20 protein-coding genes and 1 pseudogene are annotated in these 22,550 nt (G+C 69.5%); 9 read left to right on the top strand and 12 right to left on the bottom strand.

Features of this window, described 5'->3' with window-relative positions; translation table 11 throughout:
* The first annotated feature begins 51 nt into the window (after positions 1-51).
* The 5 genes from KOI47_RS21260 (at position 52) to KOI47_RS21240 (ending at position 4,817) form a co-directional block, all read left to right on the top strand.
* Positions 52-294 (top strand): hypothetical protein, encoded by a 243-nt coding sequence (locus tag KOI47_RS21260; protein ID WP_216206293.1) that lies wholly within the window; start codon positions 52-54, stop codon positions 292-294.
* 246 nt (positions 295-540) lie between these two features.
* Positions 541-1,935 carry an MFS transporter gene (locus KOI47_RS21255; protein WP_216206290.1) on the top strand — a complete coding sequence of 465 codons (1,395 nt, stop codon included), beginning with the start codon at positions 541-543 and terminating at the stop codon, positions 1,933-1,935.
* The gene (locus KOI47_RS21250) at positions 1,932-3,143 is read left to right on the top strand and encodes an FAD-dependent monooxygenase (RefSeq protein WP_216206286.1); all 1,212 of its coding nucleotides are present in this window, start codon (positions 1,932-1,934) and stop codon (positions 3,141-3,143) included. Before KOI47_RS21255 ends, KOI47_RS21250 begins: the two co-directional genes overlap by 4 nt.
* 117 nt (positions 3,144-3,260) lie before the next feature.
* A complete protein-coding gene (locus KOI47_RS21245; protein WP_216206283.1) occupies positions 3,261-3,575 on the top strand; it encodes a hypothetical protein in 315 nt (104 codons plus the stop codon).
* Positions 3,576-3,611: 36 nt separating this feature from the next.
* Positions 3,612-4,817, top strand: coding sequence for a C40 family peptidase (locus KOI47_RS21240; RefSeq protein WP_216206279.1), 1,206 nt, complete (start codon positions 3,612-3,614; stop codon positions 4,815-4,817).
* 15 nt (positions 4,818-4,832) lie between these two features.
* On the opposite strand, the gene KOI47_RS21235 is transcribed toward KOI47_RS21240, so the two are convergent.
* The 5 genes from KOI47_RS21235 to KOI47_RS21215 form a co-directional block, all read right to left on the bottom strand.
* On the bottom strand, positions 4,833-5,243 hold the full coding sequence (locus KOI47_RS21235) for a hypothetical protein (protein ID WP_216206276.1): 411 nt from the start codon (positions 5,241-5,243) through the stop codon (positions 4,833-4,835).
* 215 nt (positions 5,244-5,458) lie between these two features.
* Positions 5,459-6,316: an oxidoreductase gene (locus tag KOI47_RS21230; protein ID WP_269756725.1), complete on the bottom strand. Its 858-nt coding sequence runs from the start codon at positions 6,314-6,316 to the stop codon at positions 5,459-5,461.
* Between the two features lie 7 nt (positions 6,317-6,323).
* Positions 6,324-7,538 (bottom strand): IS110 family RNA-guided transposase, encoded by a 1,215-nt coding sequence (locus tag KOI47_RS21225; RefSeq protein WP_216206273.1) that lies wholly within the window; start codon positions 7,536-7,538, stop codon positions 6,324-6,326.
* A gap of 365 nt (positions 7,539-7,903) precedes the next feature.
* Entirely contained in the window at positions 7,904-8,617 is a 714-nt protein-coding gene (locus KOI47_RS21220) for a phytoene desaturase family protein (RefSeq protein WP_216206271.1), read from the bottom strand.
* Positions 8,571-9,644, bottom strand: coding sequence for a phytoene desaturase family protein (locus tag KOI47_RS21215; RefSeq protein WP_216206267.1), 1,074 nt, complete (start codon positions 9,642-9,644; stop codon positions 8,571-8,573). Before KOI47_RS21215 ends, KOI47_RS21220 begins: the two co-directional genes overlap by 47 nt.
* Positions 9,645-9,856: 212 nt before the next feature.
* Between KOI47_RS21215 and KOI47_RS21210 the strand changes: the two genes are divergently transcribed.
* Positions 9,857-10,144, top strand: coding sequence for an LmrA/YxaF family transcription factor (locus KOI47_RS21210; protein ID WP_216206263.1), 288 nt, complete (start codon positions 9,857-9,859; stop codon positions 10,142-10,144).
* Between the two features lie 34 nt (positions 10,145-10,178).
* On the opposite strand, the gene KOI47_RS21205 is transcribed toward KOI47_RS21210, so the two are convergent.
* On the bottom strand, positions 10,179-11,210 hold the full coding sequence (locus KOI47_RS21205; protein WP_216206259.1) for a CSLREA domain-containing protein: 1,032 nt from the start codon (positions 11,208-11,210) through the stop codon (positions 10,179-10,181).
* A gap of 13 nt (positions 11,211-11,223) precedes the next feature.
* Positions 11,224-12,471, bottom strand: coding sequence for a lipase family protein (locus KOI47_RS21200; RefSeq protein ID WP_216206258.1), 1,248 nt, complete (start codon positions 12,469-12,471; stop codon positions 11,224-11,226).
* Positions 12,472-12,616: 145 nt separating this feature from the next.
* Here KOI47_RS21200 and KOI47_RS21195 point away from each other — a divergent pair, with 145 nt between their 5' ends.
* The gene (locus KOI47_RS21195) at positions 12,617-13,855 is read left to right on the top strand and encodes a PucR family transcriptional regulator (RefSeq protein WP_216206255.1); all 1,239 of its coding nucleotides are present in this window, start codon (positions 12,617-12,619) and stop codon (positions 13,853-13,855) included.
* A 490-nt stretch (positions 13,856-14,345) separates the two neighbouring features.
* Here KOI47_RS21195 and KOI47_RS21190 read toward each other — a convergent pair whose 3' ends face one another.
* The 4 genes from KOI47_RS21190 to KOI47_RS21175 form a co-directional block, all read right to left on the bottom strand.
* The gene (locus KOI47_RS21190) at positions 14,346-15,320 is read right to left on the bottom strand and encodes an NAD-dependent epimerase/dehydratase family protein (protein ID WP_216206252.1); all 975 of its coding nucleotides are present in this window, start codon (positions 15,318-15,320) and stop codon (positions 14,346-14,348) included.
* Positions 15,321-15,393: 73 nt separating this feature from the next.
* The gene (locus KOI47_RS21185) at positions 15,394-15,819 is read right to left on the bottom strand and encodes a hypothetical protein (RefSeq protein ID WP_216206251.1); all 426 of its coding nucleotides are present in this window, start codon (positions 15,817-15,819) and stop codon (positions 15,394-15,396) included.
* A gap of 319 nt (positions 15,820-16,138) precedes the next feature.
* Entirely contained in the window at positions 16,139-17,443 is a 1,305-nt protein-coding gene (locus KOI47_RS21180) for a GGDEF domain-containing protein (protein WP_216206248.1), read from the bottom strand.
* A 288-nt stretch (positions 17,444-17,731) separates the two neighbouring features.
* Positions 17,732-18,955 (bottom strand): MFS transporter, encoded by a 1,224-nt coding sequence (locus KOI47_RS21175; RefSeq protein ID WP_216206245.1) that lies wholly within the window; start codon positions 18,953-18,955, stop codon positions 17,732-17,734.
* Positions 18,956-19,096: 141 nt separating this feature from the next.
* Here KOI47_RS21175 and KOI47_RS36170 point away from each other — a divergent pair, with 141 nt between their 5' ends.
* Positions 19,097-19,489, top strand: coding sequence for a nucleoside hydrolase (locus tag KOI47_RS36170; RefSeq protein ID WP_216206243.1), 393 nt, complete (start codon positions 19,097-19,099; stop codon positions 19,487-19,489).
* Positions 19,372-19,917 (top strand): annotated as a pseudogene (locus KOI47_RS35785) (nucleoside hydrolase); the annotation flags it as partial. The gene KOI47_RS36170 and the pseudogene KOI47_RS35785, both read left to right, overlap by 118 nt.
* A gap of 329 nt (positions 19,918-20,246) precedes the next feature.
* Here the strand turns inward: KOI47_RS35785 and KOI47_RS21165 are convergent.
* Positions 20,247-22,433 carry an ATP-binding protein gene (locus KOI47_RS21165; RefSeq protein WP_216206240.1) on the bottom strand — a complete coding sequence of 729 codons (2,187 nt, stop codon included), beginning with the start codon at positions 22,431-22,433 and terminating at the stop codon, positions 20,247-20,249.
* Between the last annotated feature and the right edge of the window lie 117 nt (positions 22,434-22,550).

Here is a 22,550-nt window from a genome sequence, read left to right as displayed (position 1 = left end):
CTCGGCGCAGTCATCGGGGCTACGGTTGAAGGCGATGGCTGCCAGGGGTGTGTGCAGCCGGACCAGGTTGATCACCTTCTCGAACAGTTCGAGCAACGGCTCGTGCGTGCGGATACCGCCACCGATCACAACACAGCCGTAGTCGTTGCTGCGCAGCGCCGCGACGATCGCGTCCTCCGGATTCTCGTCAAGTGCGACCAGACAGTAGTCGGCCTCGAGATCGTGCTCGACGAACCGGGCCTGACCACGGGTGATCGCCGCCTGGACCGGCTCGGGGTCTCAGCCCTGGGGTAGTAGGGCCAGCACCAGTGGGACCTCTGGAGTGTGCTGGATTTCGGCGGATCACCGCACAAGCCAGGCTGCTGGCATGGCGCTCACCGCAGCCGGACCACAACAGACCCGGCCTGGCAGCGACTTCGCCGTACCTCCGGCGGACCAGCGCGATCTGTATTCCCTCTCGAGGTGTGCGCCGGGAGAGCGCGGGCGCACACCTCGATCAGGTCCACGTACTTGCTCGCACCCAACGAGAAAAGGACGTCCATGTCCGAAGCTGTGGTTTCCCCGGTCCGCATCGGGAGGCTGTCGATCGGTGCCCTCGGCGTCTTGGCCCTCGCCCTCGGCACCCTGCAGTCGGTGGTGGAGCCCGCGCTCCCGCTGCTGCAACGTGAGCTGGGGGTCAGTCCTGCCGAAGGGGCATTGATCGCCAACACGTTACTCATCACCGGCGCGGTCGTCACACCCGTCGCAGGCAAGCTCGGCGACCGCTATGGCGGAAAGCGGGTGCTGGTCCGGCTGATGGCTGTGGTCTCGGCCGGTGGACTGCTGGCGGGTCTGGCGCCGAACCTGCCGGTGTTGTTGCTCGGGCAGGTGTTGCAGGGCGTGATGGTGGGTGCGCTGCCCCTCTCCTTCATCCTGGTGCGCAAGCACCTCCCTGCAGGCGAGTCACAGGTGGCGATCGGGGTGGTCGTGGCGCTGTTCACGGGCGGCGGCATGGTGGGAACGTTGATTGCCGGGCCGATCGCGGAAGGACTGTCCTGGCATTGGATGTTCGCGCTACCGACGATCGCGATCATCGCGATGACGTTGGCCGTGATCAGGCTGATGCCGCATGATCCGCCGATCCAGTCGGACAGCAGGATCGACTGGCCCGGTGTGATTCTGCTGAGCGGCACGTTGCTCGCGTTCATGCTCGGGCTCGTGACGGTGACGAGCGGCGACCTGCCGCCGGTCGTGGTCGGTGCCATTGCGGTGGTCGTGGCCGCCCTGGCGACCGGATGGGTCGTCGTCGAGCGCCGCGCAGCCTCGCCGATGGTCGATCTACGCATGCTGGCAAAGCCCGCGATGTGGAGTTCGTGCGTGCTGACCTTCGTCATCACCACCAGTTTCGGGATGGTCATCTTCCTGCTCCCGTACCTGTTCTCGGTATCGGCCGACGGCTACGGCTTCGGGGTCAGCACCACCGACATCGGGCTGTTTCTTTTGCCCGGTGCCATCGCCGGGGCGGTCAGCGATTCGGTCGGCGGGATCGCGGCCCGGCGGTTCGGCCCGCGTGCCGTGGTCATCGTGGGCACCGTGGTCGCGGCGGCCACGATGATCGCGCTGACGTCGATACACACCGCCGCATGGCAGCTCGTCCTCGCGAAGGTGCTGACCGCGTTCGCCGCGGGGGTCATCACCACGGCGTTGCTTGCCAGCACCGCCACCGCTGTCGAGACCGGGAACACCGGCATCGCGACCAGCCTGCTCGTGGTGACCCGCGTGATCGGTGTGGCCGTTGGCGTCCAGGTCGGCGGCGCGATCCTCGCTGCAGGGACCGACCCGATGACGGGCCAGCCGACCGAATCGGCCTTCGTCACAGGCTTCGCCGTCGCCGGCCTCGTCGCCGCATTGGCACTGCTCGTCGTCCGCATCACCAAGAAAGGAACCAAGGCATGACATCTCGAGTTCTGATCTCCGGGGCCAGCATCGCCGGACCCGCGCTGGCGTACTGGCTGCACCGGTCCGGATTCGCGGTCACCGTGGTGGAGAAGGCAGGCGCTCCGCGCGACGGTGGTTACCCGATCGACGTCCGCGGCACCGCGATAGAGGTGGTCCGGCGCATGGGGATACTGCCCCAGCTACAGGACGCGCATGTCGGCTCGCGTCGCTGTACTTTCCTCAACGCCGACGGCAGCACTGTCGCCGCGGTCGACCCGAGCGCCGTTGCCGGCGGTGTCGAGGGACAGGACCTCGAGGTACGTCGTGGCGATCTGGCCGCGCTCCTCCACGGAAAAGTTCGCGACGACGTGGAATTCCTGTTCGACGACTCCATCGACACCATGGACCAGTCCGGACGCGGGGTCGACGTCACTCTCCACAGTGGGCAACGGCGCACGTTCGACCTGGTGGTCGGCGCCGATGGTATGCACTCACCGACCAGGGAACTGCTGTTCGGCCCCGAGGAACAGTTCCACCGCTACCTCGGCTACTGCTTCGCCATATTCACCATGCCCAACACCTTCGGGCTCTCGCACGAGCTCATGATGTGGAACACCCCCGGCAAAGCCGCGGCCCTCTACGCCGTCGGCAACAACGACGAACTGCACGCCTTCCTGACCTTTCACCAACCGGAACCACCCCTCGGTGCCCTCCGGAACCCCGACGCCCAACGGGACCTGGTCGCCGCGACCTTCGCGGGCGCCGGATGGGAGGTCCCCGGCATGGTCGACGCCATGCGCGAGGCGGATGACCTGTTCTTCGACACGGCGGGCCAGATCCGCCTGCCCCACTGGTCCAGCGGCCGCGTCGGGCTCGTCGGCGACGCCGCATCCGCACCCTCGTTCCTCACCGGACAAGGCTCCAGCCTCGCGCTGGTGGGCGCCTACATGCTCGCCGACGCCCTGACCACGAACCGGGACCACACGGCGGCCTTCGCCGCCTACGAACGCGGCACCCGGGAGTTCGTAGCCATGAACCAGGCACTGGTCGACAATGGTGGAGCAGCACTCTTCCCCACCACGGCCAGGGCGCTGGAGCAACGCAACGCCATGCTGCGTGACCTCGTCACCATGCCACCCACGACACCACGGCCGGCCCACTCGGCCCTGACGCTGCCCGAACTCGCTCCGGCCGACCGACCGTCGCCGACTAGTTACGCTCCGTAATCACTCGCTTCGTTGTCGCGTTTGGGGAAACGCGCGCACACGTAGGTGTGAACTCATAGACTGTACGGTAAGAGCAAGCGTGCGGACGGGCGCGCGCCGACACCGGAGGGATCACCTATGAGCCGCCGATTCGACCCGGATCAGATTGCCGCGCTGGCCAAGAAGGTCGGCGAGCTCAAGGGTGGCTACGGTAAGGCAGGAACGGAGCTGGGTGATGGCGATCCTGGCGGTGCCTTCGGCGAGCTGAGCAACGCGGCCAGTGCGGGCAGGACGGTGCAGGGGTTCTACAGCAATGTGAACAGCGAGCTGGGTGCCGCCGCGAAGCTCGTCGACGCCGCGTCCCAGGCGTTGGCCTACGCTGCCGAGCGGATGCGGGACGACGAGGACGGAGCCGTGCACACCCTCGGCGGGCGCAACCCCGAACGTGCGTGATCGAACCGGCCGAGGACGGGAACCAGGGATCTATCGATGACCACTGCAGGACAGCAATTGGGCGCGCTCGACGACCCCGCGCGTGACCGTCCGAGCTCGATGGACGCCATCGACAAACATGCTCAACAGGCGGAAAAGCTCGACGCGAGCGCGGTCAACGACCAGGCGGTGAAGGTCGGTGGTGCCGCCACCAGTGCCAATGACCTCGGCGACGATCTCAGGGCCTTCCGCGACGATGTGCTGCGCGAATGGGACGGCAAAGACGCCGAAGCCGTCGCCGACCACCTCGAACAGCTCGGCAAGGCCAGCTACAAGGTCAGTGACAAGGCCGAGGCGGCCAAGAACATCCTCCAGCGCGTGTCGGAGATTCTGGAGAACGTCAAGAAAAAGGTCGTACAGCTTGCCCAGGAAGCCAATGAAAACGATGCGGACAATCGTGCACTGATCGGTGCCGCCCGGCGGCGGAAGAACAGCTCCGACGACGAGAACGAGATCGAGGCCGCCGCGTCCGAAATCGAACGGCTTCGGCAGCTCAACGAGAGAGATGCCAACGGGAAGAAGGAGGAGATCGAGCAGGCGCTGGACACCGCCGAAAAGCAGATCGACGACCTCCTCGAGCCCCTCGGCATGGAAATCGAGGGCGGTTTCCTGGAACTGCTGCCCGCGGACACCAGCCAGGCCACGACACCGAGTTCCGCCGCCGCCCCCATCGATACCACGGGCCGCCCGGCTCCCGTTGTCGGTGGCGGCGGGAGTGGGGGCGGCGGGGATTCCGGTGGTGGTGTCGTCGCCGGGGTTCCTGGGGACGGGAGGCCCGCCAAGCCGATCGATGCCAGGGGCGACAACCCCGCCAAGATCGCCGAACAGTTCCTCGGCCGCAATGCCGGGGATCTGAAGAGCAGCGGTGAGCTGCCCGCGATGCAGTCATGGGTGCCGAACGACGTCAACTGCGCGAACTTCGTTTCCGGTTGCCTGGAGGCAGCCGGCCTGATCGACAAGAGCCAGGCCAGCGCCTCGGTCGCGGGTCTGGCGGCCAACCTCGAGGCGGACGGCTGGAGGTCGGTGCCGTTGTCCGAGGCGAAACCCGGTGATGTGGTGGTCTCGAACGGCGGCGGGCACGTCGTGCTGTATGCAGGCGACGGTCAGTTCATCGGCTCGAACAACATCAACCCGGACGGCTCGCAGCAGATCAGCATGGGTGGCGGCGGCGGTCTCGTCAAGGTCCTCACCCCGCCGGTCTGAGGCCGTTCGCGGTAATCAGAACCCGAACAACGCGGGCGGTGCCTCGTGCTCGTCCGGCCACGTCAGCCAGGTGACGTCCGTGGGGCCGATGGCGTGGTCGGACAAGCGCCAGGACCGCGCGTCATGGTCGGCGCCCGCGTTGTCGGCCTTCCGGAGCAGGGCAGCGTAGACGTCGGACATGGCGCCGTCGGCCTGGCGCGCCTCGTAGCCGGTACCTGCGTAACTCGGGCGACCGCCGTCGGCACCGCGCATCCGCCCTTGCAGGAACACCCAGGGCCCGATCCGGTTCAGCTGTACCACCTCCACCCGGACACGATCGCCGAACGCCGCACCGAGCGGTGCGGTGGCGGCCTGGAGCACTGCCTCCCGGACCGGGTCGTCGGCGTCCAGCGGCCGCGGGACGGATTGTGCGGACGGGGTGTTCATCAAGCTACCTCCCAATAGCAGGGCAGCGATTCGGTCGATGGCGGCAACCACGTCCTGGCATCGACGTCAGGTCCTGCGGCTCAGCCGACTGGCCCTGATGATGCTACCGCCTCGGGTGCCGACGGTCAGTGAAACCCCAGATGCGGCCGTGACGACAAGCAGGGAGATCTTGGCGGGATGGAGGACGAAACCCTCGCGAGTACTGGCGACCGGCGCTACTGGCGCTGGCGACGGAAGGCGGCGAGCCCGTTGCGGTTGAGCATGGCCAGCAGGGTTCTCCATCGTGGCCGGTTGGGGTCGGGTTCGGCGCCGCCCGCGAGGCGATGCAGTTGGTCGGTGTGCCATTGCAGGTCCAGCGCCCCGTCGAGGGTCTTGAGGTCGGCGACGAGTCCGAGGGTGCGGCGGAGACCGAGGCGCACGGTACGAACGGGCAACCGGGTCTGGTGGGGTTGAAAGAGGACGTTCGCGGCGTCCGGGGTCGTGCAGGTGGGCCGGCCGAGTCCGATGAGGTCACAGGTACGGTGGGCGATGGCGGTGGCCATGGCGGTGTGCGAGCGGAAGCCGCCGGTGACGGCCAGCGGCACGTCGCGGGCGAGGTGGCGCACGGTCTGGGCGTAGTCGAGGAAGTAGGCCTCGCGGGCCAGGGTGCCGGCCGAGCGGGCGGTGCCCATCATGGCGGGTGCTTCGTAGCTGCCGCCGCTGATCTCGATGAGGTCGAGGCCCTCCTGTGCGAGGCGGGCCACGACGTCGCGGGACTCGGCTTCGGAGAATCCACCGCGCTGGAAGTCGGCGGAGTTGAGTTTGATGCCGACGGCGAAGCCGGGGCCGACGGTGGCCCGGATGCGGCGCACGACCTCCAGCAGGAACCGGAGCCGCCGGGTGGAGTCGCCGCCCCAGTCGTCGGTGCGCTGGTTGGCCAGCGGGGACAGGAACTGGGCGATGAGGTAGCCATGGGCGGCGTGGATCTGGATGCCGTCGAAGCCCGCCGTCTCGGCGATCGCGGCGGTGGTGGCGAAGCGGTCGACGAGGTCCTCGATCTCGGCGCCGCTGAGCCCCCCGGGGGGTGTCTCTATGTGGTTGTCAAGCCGCAGCGGGCGTGGAGTCCGGTTGGGGATGCCGGTAGTAGGTGTGGTTGCGGAGCATGGCGTAGAGCACGTCGCAGCGGCGGCGTGCGAGGCAGATGAGGGCGGCGTTGTGTTTCTTGCCTTCGTCGCGTTTTCGTTGGTAGTAGGCCCTGCTGGTGGGGTCGGACAGGGCGGCGAAGGCGGCGAGGAAGAAGGCGCGTTTGAGTTTGCGGTTGCCGGTGCGGGCGGGGTGTTCGCCCTTGATCGAGCTGCCGGAGCGGTGGGTGACCGGTGCGATCCCGGCGTAGGCGGCGAGGTGGCCGGAGCTGGCGAAGGCGGAGGCGTCGCCGATCTCGAGGAGGATGCGGGCGGCGGTCCTGACCCCGATGCCGGGCATCGATGTCAGGACCCCGGCAAGAGGGTGCGCATCGAGGATCTCCTCCACCTCGGACGCGACCTGTTTCCGTTGCGCCAGCACGGTTTTCAGGCTGTCGGCCAGGCGGGGCAGAACGGTGTCGGCCGCGGTGGTGCCGGGAACGGTCACGGTCTGCTCCTGCAGTGCGGTGAGGATGTTCTCGACCAGCTTGGTGCCCATACGCGGCGCGTGCTTGGCCGCCATGGCGGTGAGCTTGCGGCGCCCAGCCTGGCGGATGCCGGCCGGGCCGCCGCAGCGCGACAGGATCTCCAGCACCGCCGCATGCGTGATGCGGGGGCCGAGGACGCGTTCGAGGGCGGGGTGGATGCCGGTGAGCAGGCCGCGGATGCGGTTGGACAGCCGGGTCGCCTCTGCGGTGAGGTCATCGTCGTAGCCGACCAGCACGTCGAGTTCGGCGAGGGTGTCGTCTCCGACGTCGACTTGGCGCAGGGTGTGCGGCAGGGTGCGGGCAGCGTCGGCGATGACGTAGGCGTCGCGGGCGTCGGTCTTGGCGTTGCCGGGGTAGAGGTCGGCGATGCGGCGCATGGCCAGGCCGGGCAGGTAGGCCACCTGGTGGCCGCACGCACGGGCGACCGCGACCGGCAGCGCGCCGATCGTGGCGGGCTGGTCGACCACTACGAGCAGGCGTCCGTGTTCGGCGAGACGGTCGAAGACTTCCCGCAGCTTGGGCTCGTTGTTGGGCAGTGGCGCGTCGTGCAGCCGTTTGCCGGTGGGGTCGAGGCCGATGGCGTGGTGCTCGCCTTTGCCCACGTCCAAGCCGAGGAACACGCCGTAGCCGGCCGAAGTGTTGTCCATCCACCAGGTCTTTCGTATCGTCACCGTCCTGGTCGCCGATCGAGCACCAACGGCCGGCAGCCACGTTACGACGAGACCTACCCCACGGGCGGCCGTGTCTCTATCAGCGGTCCACCGGTGCCACCAAGCCGGGTGACACCACCCCCCGGATCATGCCTTCGACTGGGGGACTCAGTCATGCCCGGCCTGGCGACCAGGGCCCTTGATCAAGAGCCACGAAAACGGTAACGGGGGCACCTTCGCCGCGATGGCGCCGGGTGCGACGGGCCGCCTGCGGCCGGCAAGGGCGTTGGCCTGACGTCCGGGGTGGTTGATCTGCATCCAGATCGGGGTGCCGCCGTCGTGGCAGGCCGCGGCCCAGCGGGTCAGTGCGGCGAGGTCGCGTTTGTCCTCGACGACGACGTTGCCCGGCTCGCCGAGCTGGCGGTCCAGCCGGGTGGATCCGCCGGGCCGGCCGGTGGCCTGCCGTAGATCGTGCCTGCGCGGATCTCGGCGTCCAGGTCGCGGCCGAGGGCGGCCCCGGCGGCGTGCAGGCCGGAGAGCATCGCGCCTTCGACGGCGGGACCCCAGGCGGTGGAGGCGCCGCACAGGTACAGGCCGGCGATCTCGGTGCGCACACCTGGGCGCAGCGGACCGAACTGGCCGATCGACAGCTCGAGGCCGTAGGGGGTGCCGCCGCTGGCCCGGGTGTGGCGGTGCTGGGTCAGCGGCGTGGCCGCTTCTCGCCAGACAATGTGGTTCTCGATGCCGGGAATGACCTCGCTGACCCTGCGGATCATGATCTCGGTGAAGGCTTCCTTGATGCGCCGGTAGCCGGGATCGTCCTGGTAGCCGTTGTCGCCCGGCTCGGGCCAGCGGTCGAGGCCCCATGCCCCGGGCTCGTCCGGGACCAGGGTCATCACCTCGAGTACCGACGAACCGGGCGGGGCGGCATGCGGGTTGCCGGGGTCCTTGACGGTGGTGACGCTGACATAGGCGGGCAGCCGCCGGGCCTGCTCGATGCGTTCGTCGAGAGTGTAGCCGCCCCTGTTCTCAGCGAGGTCCTTGAACAGCGAGGTGACGTCTTCGGCGGTGGGCACCGAGTAGAAGTTGGTGTTCGGTATCCACTGGCCGAGGTCGACGTCCACGCCGAGGTAGCAGTTGAAGAACGGCTGCGACATCCGGAACCGCTCCACCCGCCGGATCGTGCGGCGCCTGAGGTGCTCGCGGCCGACCAGGTCGAGATAGGTCCGCTTCAGGTCGGCGTTGGACACCACGATGGGTGCGTCGAACCGGGTGCCGTCCGCCAGCTCGACCCCCGGTCGCGGCGCCGTGCTCGGTGCGGATCCGCCGGACCGTGGATCGGGTGCGGATCTGTCCGCCGTTCGCGACGATGACCTCGCCGAGGCGGGCGGAGAGGACCTGCCCGCCACCCCGTGGGAACCAGGCCCCGTCGCTGAGGAAGTTCTGCAGCATGAACGCGTGCACCGCCACCGGCGTGCGGTGCGGCGGGCTGGCATAGGTGCCGTACTGCGCCGGCATCGCCGCCTTGAGCCGCGGGCTGAGCCGGTATGTGTCCAGCAACGTCGTCAGTGGCAGCATCGCCCATCGTGTGGCGAACCCGGCCCGCCGCACGAACGCGGCCTGGCCGCCCAGCGACGCCGGGGTGCGACTGTGGTCGATGCTGCCGCCGATCCGGCGCAGGATGCCGACGACCTTGCGAATCCGTTGCCGTTCGGCGGGGAACGCGGCACACAGGTTGTCCAGGTAGTTGTCCCAGCCGACCGGGATCCGCACGGTCAGGTCCGGGAAGACGATGGTGTCGAAGCCCGCGGGGTCCAACGGCAGGAACTCGACCTTACGGTCCAGCCCCACTCCCCGCAGGATCGTCGGGATCGCCCCGCCTGGACCGCAGTCACCTAGGTAGTGCACGCCGACGTCGAACTCCCACTTGCCGGCCCGGCGGAACGCGTGCGTGTAACCACCGATGACGTTGTAGGCCTCGAGTAGCAGGGTGCGTTTACCCGCCGCGGCCAGGTAGGCCGCGCTGACCATCCCGCCGATGCCCGCGCCGACCACGATCGCGTCGAAGCCGGCGTCCTGCCCGGCACGTGTGCTCGATGGCATCATCATGGTTCCTCGCTGGACGACGGCAAGTGTGACGATGAGTAACAGTTACCGAGGAGTAGTAGAATGAGTCGATCTACCAGCATTTCCCAGGGGGTAAGCAGCAGCTCGTCGAGGAGTCCACTCGGGTCGCGGGCCAGGTCCTCACCGCAGCCATCGCCGCCGCGACCGAGGTCGGGGACCCGCTCCATGCGCTGGAGTCATTCGTCCGGATGTGGCAGGAGACCCTGACCACAACCGACTTCACGGCCGGCTGCCCCGTCGTGGCAGCCGAGGCCTTCACCGAGTGGCACGACCTCATTGCCACCACGCTCGCCGACTCCGGGGTCGAGTCCGGCGCCGCACGGTCACTGGCCACACTCACGATCAGCGCTGTCGAAGGCGCGGTGATCCTCGCGCTCAGCACGCGTACCGTCCGCCCGCTGGAGGAGGTTCACCGCCATCTGGTCGAGCTGGTCGGCCTGCACCTTCCACCTCGGTCCGGCGCCGCGCCCGAGTAGCGACACCGACGACACGAGTTCCGGGTTTCTGGCACTAGGATCGTGGCGGGTCGTTGTGGCAGGTCCGATCCAGCCGTCCACCGTCGGTGAGGAACGCGGCGAAGGCCCGGGTGCAGTTGGCCGACTCCAGATTCTCCTCGATTGTGGAGTTCTTCAGGATCACGACGCTCAGCGGGAATCCGGTGTCCGGGGGCACCAGTGAGTCCAGATAGGCCGGTGCCGCGTTGAGCCCCGATCCTCCGTCGGTGGCGCGGTTTCCGATGATCGTGGAGCCGGTGATGGTCAGCGGTCCCGGGCCGCGCAGGTCGATGCCGCCGCCGCGGCCGCCAAGCGATGCCGGATGGGTGATCCAGTGCGGGTTGATCGCCTCGTTACCGGTGATCTTCGTGTTGACCACCTTGCCCGTCCAGTCGAACCGGATCCCGCCTGCCTCGCCCGCCGAGTTCCCGTGCACCACACTGTCCGAGATCGTCAGGTCGGACAGCGGAATGTTGAAGATACCGCCGCCGTAGTCCGCCTTGTTCCCGGTCACTTCCACCCGCTGCAGTCGCAGCCGGGACACGTTCAAGATCCCGCCGCCTCCGGTGATGAAAACCAGTTCGCGCTCTTTGGTCACCCCGCCGGTGACGGTCAGGTCGCGAATCGTGCTGTTGGCACCGTTGTAGAGGACCCGGTCGATACCACCCGCGTCGATCACGGTCCGGCCCATCCCGGCCCCGATGATCGTGGTCGGCCGGAGGATGTTCAGATCCCCCGTGGCCGGGTCCGGGAACGGGCCCAGTGGCAGCAGCGGCGGCGGGACGGTCAGCAGGTAGTGACCCGCGGGAACCACGATCGTCGCACCCCGGCCCGCGTTCGCTTCCATGATCGCCGCCCGCAGTGTGCACCTGCCCTCCGTGCTCCGGCATTGCCCGTCACCGCGGTCGGAGTCCGGCGCGTCCGCCGTACTGTCCACCGTGTACGTCACGTCACCGGACCTTTGCGCCGGAGCCGCCTGCGCGGCCACCGGCAAGATCATCCCCATCAGGCAGGCGGCCAGTATCACCGGCAACCTTCGCGTGGCCATCGTTCCTCCTGCCTCAGCGGAACTGCTTCGCGCAGTCGTTGCGGGTCGGCTTGCCGTTGAAGGTGTCGGTGAGGAATCCGAGTGCGTCACCGGCACCGACGATCTCGCCGGTGATGTGTCCGGCGAGTGGGATCCGGGACACGGCCACGGTTCCACCGTCCGCGCAGTAACCGGCTACCAGGGTGTCCACCGGCGCGAGCGGAACGAACTCGTCGACGGTGCCGTGGTAGTTGTAGACGGGAAAGTCCGGAGTCGCCTTACCGGTGTTGTTGACCCGGTAGAGGTACCGCGCGGGTGCGGAGTCCGCTGGCTTGGCAACGGTTGTGTAGTTGGCCAGCCGGTCGAAGGGGTGGAACAGCGCGACGTCGAGGGTGCAGGCCTCGGCGTTGTCCGCGAACAGCTTACGGCCGCGGTCGTTCAGCAGGGCTTGGACACCGGCTTCGGGGAAGGCACGGTCGAGGCCCATCACCCCGAGCAGTCCCAGGCCTGCGCCGAGACCGCCGTCGTTGTACTTCAGCATGGCTTCGAGGTCGGCCGGGACACCCCCGGCCGCGGCGCCCACCACGTTGAGCTCGGGAGCGTAGGAGGCTTGCTGTTCGGCAGCCCAGGTGGTGGCCAGGCCGCCGCCGGAGTAGCCCCACAACCCGACCGGGCCCTGGGGGTCGAGGCCCGCGGGGGCATAGTGCTGCACGGCGCGGATCCCGTCGAGGACGGCGTGCGCGGCCTGCGGCCCGGCCGCGAACTCGGAGCGTGGACCCTGGTAGTCGGAGTAAACCACGGCGTAGCCCTTGAGCAGGGCGCCCAGTGAGAGGGTGAACTCGTAGGTGCCGACTCCGGTCGGTGAGCCGAACAAGCCAGCCCGCAGCGTGTAGGACGGCTGGCACCGGGTGGACAGCGAGTCCACCGCGATCTGGTAGGAAAGCAGCGGCCGTGGGCCCTGCCCACGCCACGCGCCCTTGGGAACCAGCACCGTTGCTGCCTCGGCCACCGGCCGATCGTGGCTGTCCACCGACTTGTACAGCACCTGGTAGGTGCTGGCAGGCACCGGCAGGACAAAGGCCACGGCGGTGACCTGGCGCGACCGCAGCACCGTCCCGTTCGGGCTGGACTCGAATCCGGCCGGGGGGACGTAGAACGGATCGTCCCTTGGCAGCGGGACCTGCTGGGTGCCGGTGGGGGCCGCGGACACCGCACCGGGCACCGAGGCGCACAGCAACAGCGCCGTCAGGACGCCACACAGCACCGATGTGAACCTGGTCATGACGTTCCTTTCCTCAGGCCGCGTCCCGGCGCGAAGCAGGTTGTCCGGAACAGCATCTCCGGTGCGCTGGGCGCTGTCTGCTGGCATGATGCGCAGACATTGCCGCGCAGGTTTGTGCGCCGAAACAAACCGTCGGGAGGTTCGGATGATCCGAGTCGTCGAGGCCCTTACCGGTCACGGCCGGGACGCCGCCGCCGCGGTGACCGCCCGGTGCGTGCAGGAGATTCCCGCCTACCAGCGGCTGCCGGGTCCGGTTCTGGAGCGGGACCTGGTCGCGAACGTCCGCGCGGTGATCGACCTGTTCCTCACCGCCGTCGTCGAGGATCGCGGCCTCACCGAGGCCGAACTCGCCGGTCCGATCAGCTGGGCGGCCGAACGCGTCCGCGACGGCCTGCCACTCGACGCCGTACTGCGCATCTACCCGCTGGCCGCCAGGGAACTCTGGCGCATCGCCACCACTTCCGACGAGCAACAAGGCGAACCTGGTGAACCCGATGCGCTGGACCGGGACCTGGTGCCGTTGGTCGGCCGCATCTTCGGCCTTCTCGCCGACCTGCTGCCCCGCATCGCGCAGGCCTACCACGCCGAGCAGCAGCACGAGGAATGGGCGCAGCGCGAAGGCCGTTACTCGCTGGCCGCGGCCCTGCTCGCCGGACGCCCCGCCCAGCGCGCCGCCGAACGGGCCGGCCACCGGCTGGCCGAGCGGTACCTCGTGCTCACCGTGGACATTCCCGAACCCAGCCAGTCCACCGACACCCGCGCGGCGACCAGCCGCTTCCGCCGACTGCAGGCCGCGCTGGACACCGAACCCGTACTGGCCACCTTCGACCGCGACGGCGGAGTGTTCCTCCTGCCCGTTGCCCCCGACCAGCAGGAGCCGCAGCAGCGGGCTGCCGCCGAACGCGTGCTCCGGCGTATCGACTCCGCCGCAGGCGCCCGGTGCCGTGCCGGTATCGCACTGGCCACCAGCCACGCCACCATTCCGCACGCCCACCGGCTGGCCACCGAACTGCTCCACCTCGCGGGCACCCTGCGCCGCCCGCCCGCCGGGTACTGGCTGACCGATCTCGCCATCGAGTACCAAGTCGCCCAACCAGGCCCGGCCCGCGACTGCCTCGCCGAGCTGTTACGGCCGCTCAACCGACACCAGCACCTGCTCGACGCGCTGCGCGCCCTCATCGACAGCAACCACCAACGCGCCGAAGCCGCCGCGGCTCTGCACATACATCGCAACACCCTCAACTACCGCCTGCACCGCATTCGTACCCTCACCGGCCACGACCCCACCACGCCGCATGGCGCCCGGATCCTCACCGCCGCCACGATCGCCAGCGCCCTCACCGAGCACCCGCCCGCCGATCACCACATCCCGGAACAACCATGAGCCGCAAGAAGACATGCGGTGTCTGCAAAGGCAACTGTCCGATGTGGTCTAGCCGTTCCTATCTGGGCGAAGTGCCGGTCGTGGTGTGGTCACGTCGTGACGAAACCCCGGGATCGCGCTGTTGGTGAAAGGGCTCACGCCCCCATTCGTGCTCCCAGCAACGACGAAACCCCCGCTGATGGTGATCACCGGAGGGGGTTTGACCTGGGGAAACAGATGGTGCGCGATACTGGGATCGAATCAGTGACCTCTACCGTGTCAACGTAGTCATGGCCCTCGCCCTGACCCGCGCAGATGGAGATCCAGCAGGTCGGAGCGCTGCGGTTGATGCGCGTTCACTGCCTTCCGGCGCGGTTCAGTGCAGGTCGATCCTCGCAGGTTCCTCCCATCTCGTGCTCCCACGGGTATCGGGGTTCAGATACCTCGACCGTTTGGCGCAGTCAGCCCGGAACACACCAGACTGGTCGCATCGAATGCTTGGGGAGCACGGTCAGCTTAGCTCCGTGGTGGCTTGTGATGTCGGCGCGGCGTGGCTGAGGGCCAGGTCGAGGTCGTCGGGGTTGATGCCCAGTTCGGTGCGGGCGACGTCGGGGTTGAGGACCATGGCGTTGGTGTGCAGATTGCTCCATTGCGTTGGGTCGAAACCGATGCTGAGCCCTCGTCGGCGTTGGCGGAGATCTTCCATGCGGATCATTAGCTTGACGGCTCGGGGGTGGAGTCTCCAGACACGTTTGGGAGCGTGGCCTGTCGCGGATGCGAGGCGGGTAAGCAGGCCCGCCCACGGAAGGTTCGTGGTGACGATGGGGTAGTTGCCGTCGGCGCGACGGTCCAGCGCCGCGAGGGCGGCCTGTGCGGCTTGTGTGACGGTAACGACGGCTGTGGTGCCAGGGTAGGTCAACAGTCCGATGTTGCCGATGGTCATGCTGTGCAGGAGAGGTTCGAGAGGTGACTGCCGGCCTGGAGTTGTGCCCGCGACGTAGGGGAGTTCGAGGACGGCCACGGAGATTTCTGGGCCGGCTGCGTCGCGGGCGTGTGTGGCTTGGTCGATTCTGCTCGCAATGTAGGGGCTGAGTTCGGCGAGGCGGAGCGCGGGGTGTTCGCGCTGTAGGGTGGCGTAGAAGCTGCCGAGTATCACGGCGCGGTCGCAGTGCGCGCGGCGCCCGGCGGCCAGCAGCCTGGCGACCGGGGCGACGTTGGTGTTGTGGAAGAACATCGTGATATCGGCGTCGCGTGGTGCGTATACCGCGGCGGCCGATGCGACGACGATGCCCTTGTGGTCGGCAACGATCGCCTCAAGTCTGCCCTCGGACAGGTCGTTGAGGTCGCCGGTGTGGATGGTCACCGCGGCCGGCAGGTTCGTGGATGGAGTGCGGGCCAGGACCGTGACATCGTGCTCGTGTGCCAGCAACTCACGGACGATGTGGTGTCCGATGAAGCCGGTTCCGCCCACTACCAGGACCTTCATGGGGATATCGTTCCTTCCTTCGCCGTTGCGGATGCCCGCAATGGCGTCCTCGTAGAGTGACCACTTGCGCGGATTATGTTGGCGAGCACCTCGGCGACGATGGACGAGGTGAGTATGCCTGGGCAACCCGTAGCCACCATCGAGCCGCGGTGGCCATGTCAGCATCGGCGCGACCGGGCGTCGACGCGGCATAGGTTGTCGACGCCGCATAACGGAGGGCTCGGGCCTCAGGAAGGATGACCGGCAGTGGGTCGTGGTAGATGGACAGGTCGCGGAACGTCTCGAGCGCGATCTTCGTCGTCTGGAAGACGAGGATCCTGCGGGCCTCGGCGAGGCCACGCCAGAAGTTGAAGACCTGGGTCGGCTGGGACTCTGTCGGCACGAAGCTGCCGAGGAGCCCGAACTGGCGACGCAGATCCGCGGCCCGCTCCTTCAGGTTCTTCCAGGTCAACGGACGCAGGACCAGCCGCTCGCCGCGGCTGCTCTCCAGTTCCGGCATCGCGTCCCTGTGCCGCTCGGCGCGGCGCATCTCACGGGCGAGGTAGCCGGTGTTGCGTCCGCACTTTCAGCTCATTCTAAAGAAGACGCGGCCCGCCGGCGCCAGGCGCGCGTCAGTAGGCGTGACACCCGCTCTCAGGGGCGCTGCTGTCGAGATCGCCCGGCCGAGCAGCCGGACTGTCTCAGCCTTTCGTGGCCCGCTGTGACCCCACTACGTCATAGAACGCGGATCAGCTTGGACACGCTCGCATCGAGTGAAGGTCAGCGGTGCTGGTACGGAAGAACGTCGTGGCCTGGGCATGTCGCCGAGTGGGCGTGGGTTACTCCGTGTGGGTTGGGGAGGTGGGTTGCGTGGGTTCGCTGGTGGCGAGGTGGGTGCGGTTGCGGCCGGCGTGTTTGGCGGCATAGAGGGCGGTGTCGGCGTTGGCGAGGAGGGTGTCGATGTCGTGGGCGTTGGTGTCGGGGTAGAGGGCGATGCCGAGGGAGAGGGTGATGGTGGTGCCGTCGTCGAGGGTGATGCCGCGGATGTGGTGGTGGATCCGTTCGGCGATGGCGAGGGCTTCGGCTTGGTCGGTGTCGGGGAGCAGGACGGTGAATTCGTCGCCGCCGAAGCGGCCGATGGTGTCGGTGCGGCGGACGGAGCGGGCGAGTAGGCGGGTGACTCGGGTGAGGATGGCGTCGCCGGTTTGGTGTCCGTGGTGGTTGTTGATATCGCTGAAGTGATCGATGTCGATCATGAACAGGGCGAGGCGTCCGCCGGGTTGCATGCGGGTGCGCATGAGGGCGATGTCGGCTTGGTGTTGCCAGGTGACGGCGTTGAGTAGCCCGGTTTTGAGGTCGGTGCGGGCGGCGATTTCGAACTGGTGGAGCAGGACGACGCGGTGCAGGGTGACGGCGGGGATGACCATGAGCACGGCCAGGGCGGGGGCGTGGGCGGCGGCGACGGCGAGGAACGCGCCGAGGGCCAGTTGGGCGAGTTCGAGCAGGTTGTCGGCTGCGCTGCCGAGGGCGTCGCGGCGGCGATGGGGGCGGATCGCGAGGGTGATGACGGCGCCGACGAGCAGGGTGTTGGTGGCCCACTGGGTGGCCAGGGCGAGCAGGAGGACGACGAGGCCGGCCCAGCTGATGGTGTGGTTGTGCAGCTGGTCGGCCAGGCCGGTGGCGTGGCTGAGGGTGGTGACCGCCAGGGTGGTGAGGGTCATCATGGCGATGGTGAACACACCGCGGTGGGGCGGCCGGCTGGGGTCGCGGCGGCCGACGAGCCACCACCGGTGGGTGTAGATCGCCACGACCAGCGCGATCGCCGGTGGTGGGGGCAGCAGGAGCGCGCCGGCGAAGGTCCACAGGCTGCAGAGGTCGACGTGCGGGGTGTGGCTGCGGTCGCGTCGGATGCGTTCGATGGCGTGGCTGAGGTGCAGATGGGCCAGCGCGCTCACTGCGAGCACGGCTGCGACGGTCCACCGGTCGGCGGGCACCGGGGTGCCGAGGATGGCGGCCAGCGCCACGGCGCCGGCGATCAGGTCGACGGCGAGGACGTAGATCCACGCGGCCGTGGGCAGGTGCCACAGTTTCCATTCGCGAACTCTTCGGGCGGTGGCGGGTCTGTGTGGTTCGTCGCTGGTCATGCTGCCCCTTGGTGACCTGTGGTGATTTCGTCGCGTGCGGGTGGCCGTGCGATGGGTGATCTAGCTGGGCTGGTTGCTGATCGGTCGCGCAGTTCCGGCGGGCTCGTGTGGGCGGGGGACGATGAGCGTGCCCGCTTGGGCGGGTTGTGGTGGTGATGGGAGGTGACCGGTGATGCGCGACAAGATCTGGTGACCGGCGAGTCGAGCGGGTTGGTGTGCCGATCGCGTGGGTGGGAGGTGAGCAGTCGTGGCGGACAAGATCTGGCGAGACAAGATCTGGTGAGGTTTCTACCGGTGCCGGGTGTGGGTGGCCAGGGTGGTGGCCATCCGGTCGGCGCCGATGCGTGACCACGCGGTGGCCGCGGCGAGCGCGACCAGTGTTCCCGCGGCCCCCGCGCAGGCGATCGCCGCGCTGGCGCTGCCGAGCCAGCCGGCCAGCAGCCCGCCGGCGGTGACGCCGAGGCCCTGCGCGGCGACCATCCCGGAACGGGCCAGACCCAGCGCCTGCCCGCGCCGGGTGTCGGGAACCAGGCGGACGAAGGTCGCTCCCGCGGTGATCTGGTAGGCCGAGCACAGTCCGGAGGCGGCCAGCAGCACCAGCGCCACGGCCAGCGGCGGCGAGGACAGGTAGGCCACCAGCGGCAGGCTGGTGCCCACGGTCAGCACGCCGAGCAGCCGCAGCCGCCACCGGGTGGACAGTCGGCCGAGCAGGAACGCGCCGAGCATCATCCCGGCCGGGTCGGCCGCAAGCAGCCATCCCACCGCCGCCGCGCCGGCCCCGGCCTCGTCGGCGAACGGCGCGGCCAGGCCTTCCGGTGTCACGCTGAACCCGGCCAGCCAGCCCAGGCCGACCAGGACGCGCAGCCGCCGATCGGACCAGATCAGGTGTGCCCCACCGGTGACCTGCGCGCGCAACCCCACCGGCGGGTCGCCGGTGTCCTCCGCCGCAGTGGGGCGGGCGCGCACCGCGAGCCGGACGAGTACCGCGGAGATCAGGAAGGTGGCGGCGTTCGCGGCGAGTGAGAGGTGTGTGCCCAGCAGCCCGACCAGCACACCGCCGCCAGCGAACCCGGCCAGCAGGCCGGCTTGGTGTGTCACGAGCATGAGCCGCTGGCCGCGCTCGTAGGCCTCGCCGGGCAGGACCAGCGGCAGGGTCGCTCCCTGGGCGGCGGCGAACGGCGCCTCGGCCAGCTGCGCCACGACCAACAGCCCGGCCACCACGGGCAGCGGCACCCCAGGCACGGCCATGCCCGCCACCACGATCGCGCGGAGCAGGTCGCAGCCGACCATCACCGCCCGCCGCGGGAACCGGTCGGCCAGACCGGCCAGCAGCATGCCACTGACCAGGGCGGGCAGCATCGTCAACGCGTAGGTGGCCGCGGTGGCCACCGGCGAGCCGGTGCGCTGGTAGACCAGCACCGACAACGCGACCCGCGCGAGTTGGTCGCCCACGATCGACTGCGCCGAAGCCAGCCACAGTGCTCGAAACTCCCGATCCCCTGGAATACCCATCGGTGATTACCCAACTATGGACAGTGACAGGTGGTGGGGCCAGCACTGCGGGTTTCCAGAATCAGGAAACCCGGCCCGGGGCGGGCGGTCGCTAGCGTGATCGGCGGACCATCCGCGGCGGCGGCTCGATGTGGAGGACGGATGACTGGGGACGAAGTACCCGCCGGGCGGGTGCGAATGGTCGTGCACTGCGACCCCGGGGTGGACGATGCCGCCGCGCTGCTGTGGCTGGCCCGCCAGCCGAGTGTGGAGCTGGTCGCGGTCGGCTCGGTGCACGGCAATGTCCCGGCCACGGTGGGTGCGGCGAACGCCGTGCGGATCCTGGCTGCCGCGGGCGTGGCCACGGTGCCGGTCGCGGTCGGCGCGGACCTCGAGCTCGGGGGCGGGAACCGGACCCGGAGCTCGCCGGCACCTTCGTGCACGGCCCGGACGGGCTGGGCGGGCACGCCGAGCCCGACGCCGACGTGCCTGTGGTGTCCGAGCATGCCGCTGAACAGCTGGTCCGGCTCGCCCACGCCCACCCCGGCGAGTTGACCGTGCTCGAGCTGGGCCCGCTGACCAACCTGGCCCTGGCGCTGCATCTGGAGCCCCGGCTGCCGACCCTGGTGCGGCGGGTGGTGTGGATGGGCGGCGTGATCGGCGTGGCCGGCAACATCGGCCCGGAGGCCGACGCCAACGCCTACCACGACCCCGCTGCCGCCGAGTTCGTGCTGCGCAGTGGTTTCCCGCTCACCGTCGTGCCGATGGACGTCACCCGGCACGCCTGGGTCGACCAGGACTGGCTGGCGACCCTGGCCGCCGGTCCCCACGCGGCGGCGCGGCAGCTGGCCGGGTGGATGCAGCACTACGTCACCTTCCACACCCAGCACCTCGGCCGGCCGGGCTGCCTGCTGCACGACCCCGTCGCGGCCGCGATCGCCGTGCACCCGAAGCTGGCCACCACCACCGACGAGCTGCAAGTAACCTGCCTCGACGGGCCACCCGCCATCCGGGGCGCCACCAAAATCGACCGGCGCGAGCACCCGTTCGGGCCGAGCTACCCGCCCCGCCCCCGGTCCAGGTCATTCTGCGTGCTGACACCGCCACCGCCCTGCACCGGCTGCGCCATGACCTCACCGCTGGCTCCGGCGCTGATGAGGCCGGGTAGGGTCACGCGCCCACGGCCTCGAGCCGGGTCCGCACCCCCGCCGCGGCGGTGTCATCGACCTCCGCATAAAGCCGCAGCGCCTCCGCCCAGCACGCGCGCGCCCGTCCCGGACGCCCCTCGTCCGGTGGAGATCACCGTGGCGGGTCAGCACCTCGGCCAGGTGCCACCGTTCCCGCAACGCCCGGAACCGGTCACCGGCTCGGCCCAGCAACACGTCGGCCTCGCCCGCCGGCCGCGGGCGGCCTCCACCGCGGCCAGCCGTGCCTCGGCCATCGCCCGGGCATAGTCGTGACCCACCTCGCCGAGCAGCTCCAACGCCCGGCGCAACCCCGCGGCCGCATGCTCCAGGCGACCCTGGGCGCGGTCGATGTCGCCCAACGTCGCCCGCATCACCGCCTGGCCTTCCACATCACCGACCTGCTCGAACAGCCCCGCCGCCTCCCGCGCCCGCTCTCCCGCCACGGCGAAACACCGCTCGGCCTCCGCCCGGTCGCCGTCCTCGGCCGCGGCTTGTCCGCGGTCGACCTCCAGAAACGCCGCGCCTCCCAGCGCCCACGCCAACCCATGCACCCCCTCACCGGCCCGGCGCAACGCGATCGCCTTCTCATACAACTCGCCGCTGCGGGCGAACGCCCGCTGCCCTCGCCACGCCTCGGCCAGATTGGTCAACACCCACCCCAACGCCGCCCGATCACCCACCTCGGCCGCGGCCTGCTCGGCCGCCTCGTGCGTGCGCACCCACACATGCCACGGCTTGCGAATCTGGAAATAGTCGAACAACGCCACCGGCAGCTGCCACGCCGCCTCCCGCCACCCCGACCGCCGGGCGAGCTCGACCACCGCCGGTATCGCGGCCAACTCGGTGTCCAGCCACCGCATCGCGGCCGCGTCGTCAGTGAAGCCCAGCGGCTCGGCCCCCTCCGGCAGCGGCACCGGCCGCAGCGGGCTGAACCGGGACGGCGCCAGCGCCCGGCAGGCCCGCACCGCGGTATGCAGATACCACGCACACACCCGCCCCACCGCCGCCTCGCGCGCCTGCGCCGTGTCCTCGGCAGTGCAGCGTTCCACCGCGTAGGCGCGCAGCAAGTCGTGCAGGTAGAACCGGCCCGGCCGGTCACCTTCCTCGATCAGATGTGTCCCCGCCACCACCGCCAGCAACCGACGCGCCCGCCCCGGATCCACACCCGCCAGCGCCGCGGCGGCCTCGCCCCCGATCGTCCGGCCCCGATGCGGACCCACCAGCCCCACCAGCCGGAACATCCGCGCCGCAGGATCGGGCAGCGCCCGATACGACCACGACAACGCTGCCCGCACACCGGTCGTGGCATCCGCGGTCAGCGTGTCCAGCCGAGCCGCCTCGTCGCTCCACCCCTCGACCAGCTCCGCGATCGTCGCACCGCGCTGCCCGGCGATCCGCTGCCCAGCGATCCGCACCGCCAACGGCAACCGATCACACCCCGCCACCACCCGCCGCAGGGCCGCAGGTTCGGCCCACGCCCGATCGCTCCCCACGAGGGCCTCCGCCAGGGCCGTCGCCTCGTCCAACGGCAGCGGGTCCAGCGCGATCCCGACCGCGTCGTGCCGCACCGCCAGCCCAGCCAACGTGCTGCGACTAGTCACCACCACAACACACCCGCAGCCCTCGCTACCCGGCAGCAACGGCTCCACCTGGTCGGCGTCCGCCGCGTTGTCCAGCACCACCACCAACCGCCGCCCGCGGACCAGGGTGCGAAACGCCGCCGCCCGCTGCTCCCACCGCGGCGGCACCTGACCGGCCGGCAACCCCAACGCCACCAGGAACCCTTCTAGCACCTCCCCCGGTGGCGTCGCCCGCCCACCCGGCGAATACCCGCACAGATCCACATACAGCTGGCCGTCCGGAAACCGCGCGGCAACACTCTGCGCCCAGGTCAACGCCAGCCCCGTCTTACCCACACCCGGCGGTCCATCGACCGACACCACCACCGGTGCTCGCGCCTCCTGGCTCTGTTCGAGTGCGGCGTCCATCCGGGCGAACTCGGCGGTGCGTCCCACCCAGCGCAGCGGAGCCGCCGGCAACTGCGCCGGCCGCGGCACCTCGGACACCTCCCGCAACATCGCCAGCGCACCACCCGCCCCCAGCGCCGCGTCCAACGCGCGCGCCACTGCCGCGCTCGGCGACTGCGTTCCCCGCAGCAATTTGCTCAAATACGATCGGGACACCTTCGCCTCGTCGGCCAGAAACGCCGCCGTCCACCCCGACCCAGCCAACAACCGGCTCAACTCCTGGGCGAACACCACACCGACAACCCTCCCTTTGACCAGCACGGCCACCTCGCCCCAGACCGCCACGCTAACCGCGCTCCTACCGGTGCCAACCTGCCTCGACAACGTCCACCCAAACGGAGCAAACAACCAGACCAGACCGCTCGGCGCACCAGCAGTCGCACGCGATGGCCACGCCGCCCA

Origin of the sequence: Amycolatopsis aidingensis, assembly GCF_018885265.1 — a bacterium.
In the GTDB taxonomy this organism is placed as follows: domain Bacteria; phylum Actinomycetota; class Actinomycetes; order Mycobacteriales; family Pseudonocardiaceae; genus Amycolatopsis; species Amycolatopsis aidingensis.
This window is presented reverse-complemented; position numbering and strand designations above follow the sequence as displayed.

Coding starts and splice junctions, on each gene's coding strand:
- KOI47_RS21255 (WP_216206290.1), top strand. CDS start 541: ATGTCCGAAGCTGTGGTTTCCCCGGTCCGCATCGGGAGGCTGTCGATC.
- KOI47_RS21250 (WP_216206286.1), top strand. CDS start 1,932: ATGACATCTCGAGTTCTGATCTCCGGGGCCAGCATCGCCGGACCCGCG.
- KOI47_RS21245 (WP_216206283.1), top strand. CDS start 3,261: ATGAGCCGCCGATTCGACCCGGATCAGATTGCCGCGCTGGCCAAGAAG.
- KOI47_RS21240 (WP_216206279.1), top strand. CDS start 3,612: ATGACCACTGCAGGACAGCAATTGGGCGCGCTCGACGACCCCGCGCGT.
- KOI47_RS21235 (WP_216206276.1), bottom strand. CDS start 5,243: ATGAACACCCCGTCCGCACAATCCGTCCCGCGGCCGCTGGACGCCGAC.
- KOI47_RS21225 (WP_216206273.1), bottom strand. CDS start 7,538: ATGGACAACACTTCGGCCGGCTACGGCGTGTTCCTCGGCTTGGACGTG.
- KOI47_RS21215 (WP_216206267.1), bottom strand. CDS start 9,644: ATGCCATCGAGCACACGTGCCGGGCAGGACGCCGGCTTCGACGCGATC.
- KOI47_RS21210 (WP_216206263.1), top strand. CDS start 9,857: ATGTGGCAGGAGACCCTGACCACAACCGACTTCACGGCCGGCTGCCCC.
- KOI47_RS21205 (WP_216206259.1), bottom strand. CDS start 11,210: ATGGCCACGCGAAGGTTGCCGGTGATACTGGCCGCCTGCCTGATGGGG.
- KOI47_RS21200 (WP_216206258.1), bottom strand. CDS start 12,471: ATGACCAGGTTCACATCGGTGCTGTGTGGCGTCCTGACGGCGCTGTTG.
- KOI47_RS21195 (WP_216206255.1), top strand. CDS start 12,617: ATGATCCGAGTCGTCGAGGCCCTTACCGGTCACGGCCGGGACGCCGCC.
- KOI47_RS21190 (WP_216206252.1), bottom strand. CDS start 15,320: ATGAAGGTCCTGGTAGTGGGCGGAACCGGCTTCATCGGACACCACATC.
- KOI47_RS21185 (WP_216206251.1), bottom strand. CDS start 15,819: ATGCCGGAACTGGAGAGCAGCCGCGGCGAGCGGCTGGTCCTGCGTCCG.
- KOI47_RS21180 (WP_216206248.1), bottom strand. CDS start 17,443: ATGACCAGCGACGAACCACACAGACCCGCCACCGCCCGAAGAGTTCGC.
- KOI47_RS21175 (WP_216206245.1), bottom strand. CDS start 18,955: ATGGGTATTCCAGGGGATCGGGAGTTTCGAGCACTGTGGCTGGCTTCG.
- KOI47_RS36170 (WP_216206243.1), top strand. CDS start 19,097: ATGACTGGGGACGAAGTACCCGCCGGGCGGGTGCGAATGGTCGTGCAC.